We start from the raw sequence: 1300 nt of genomic DNA, 5'->3' as shown, positions 1-1300 counted from the left end.
CCCGTATGATGTCTGTTTACCCTTAGGGTCAACGACAGAATCCAGTGTGCCTTTTGTCTGGTTATAGTTATATGTCACTTTGTTTCCTGAGCTGTCTGTCATATCGCGGATATAGTTTCCGTTAGGAGTATAAGCTGATGTTGATTTTATGAAAAGCAAATCACCTCCGACTTTTGCAGTCAAAGGATTCCCGTAGCTGTCATAAGTGAATGTATATACTACATTTTCTGCCGACGCTGCTTTTGATATATTTCTCTTTTGGTCATATTCGTAGGTGAAATTACCACCTTTGGGGTCAACGGCCCTTATTAAATCATTATTAGTGTTGTATTCGAATTTAGAAGTTTGCTCTGCAAGGTCTTTTATGGATTTTAAGTTGCCGTTTTCATCGAAATCGTAGCTTTCTCCGAATTCTTCCTTATACATCTGAATGCCGTCAAAATATACTTCATTTTCATTGTTATAATACATGAGATACATGGTTATACTTTTATAATCACTACTTGTTTTTATGGCATTGGACATATACTGCCAGTCTGTAGTATCAGGATTAAACTGCAAAGTTTCATCCATAATGGTGGTCCCATCCAGACCCGTTACACCCAAGTATATTGCAAAATTTCTGTTTGAGCTTAAGGGTACAGATTGAGCCTTTGCCCATCCGCTTACTACAATTACATCATCTTTTTTACCCGATACTTTTACCACCTGGTATATACTCTTTAGCCAGCTGTATTCACCGTTTATCTTGAAGGATTGGCCGCCGAACATTTTTATGCCAGCCGAGCTTTTATCATCATCCGTCAGATTAGGATTCCTGTTCCAAAAGAGCGGTGTATTTCCATCTTCCAGGCTGGGGTTTTCAATAAGGTTATACCTGTTTGCTATTGCTCCTTCTTCTAATTGCAGGTTATCAAAATATGCTGTTCCTGTTTCTCCGTATATACCTGCACCTATATAGACAGTATCAGACAGTGATTCAGGAGGAACCATAAATGTGACTTCAACCCTCTGCCAATCCTGGGTTCCGTTTAAATAAGCAGAGTCATGATTTGGCCATGAACTGGCAGAATATTGATAATTTGCATATATTAAAGCTCCTCTCCCGTTTTCGTTTTTAACATTTTTAGTCTTTATATATCCTGACAAAGTATAGTATTTGCCTTTTTCCAATGTTACTTGCTGGCTGAAATACTGCCTGTCATTAGTATTAGTTTTACTTATCTTTAATGACTTCTCTCCTATATTTTTTTCTTCGGTTGTGAATTCACCTGAGCCGGTTGAAGTTCCTACAGCTCCC

Annotated in this window: 1 protein-coding gene; it reads right to left on the bottom strand. The window is 38.2% G+C overall.

Going from position 1 to position 1300, the window contains the following annotated elements; all coding sequences use genetic code 11:
• A partial coding sequence (locus OXPF_RS22655) for a carbohydrate binding domain-containing protein (protein WP_341442921.1) occupies positions 1-1300 on the bottom strand: 1300 nt, incomplete at both ends.

This window comes from Oxobacter pfennigii, from assembly GCF_001317355.1.
GTDB lineage: Bacteria > Bacillota > Clostridia > Clostridiales > Oxobacteraceae > Oxobacter > Oxobacter pfennigii.
Note: the sequence above shows the minus strand (reverse complement) of the source record. Positions and strands in the feature narration are given on the sequence as shown.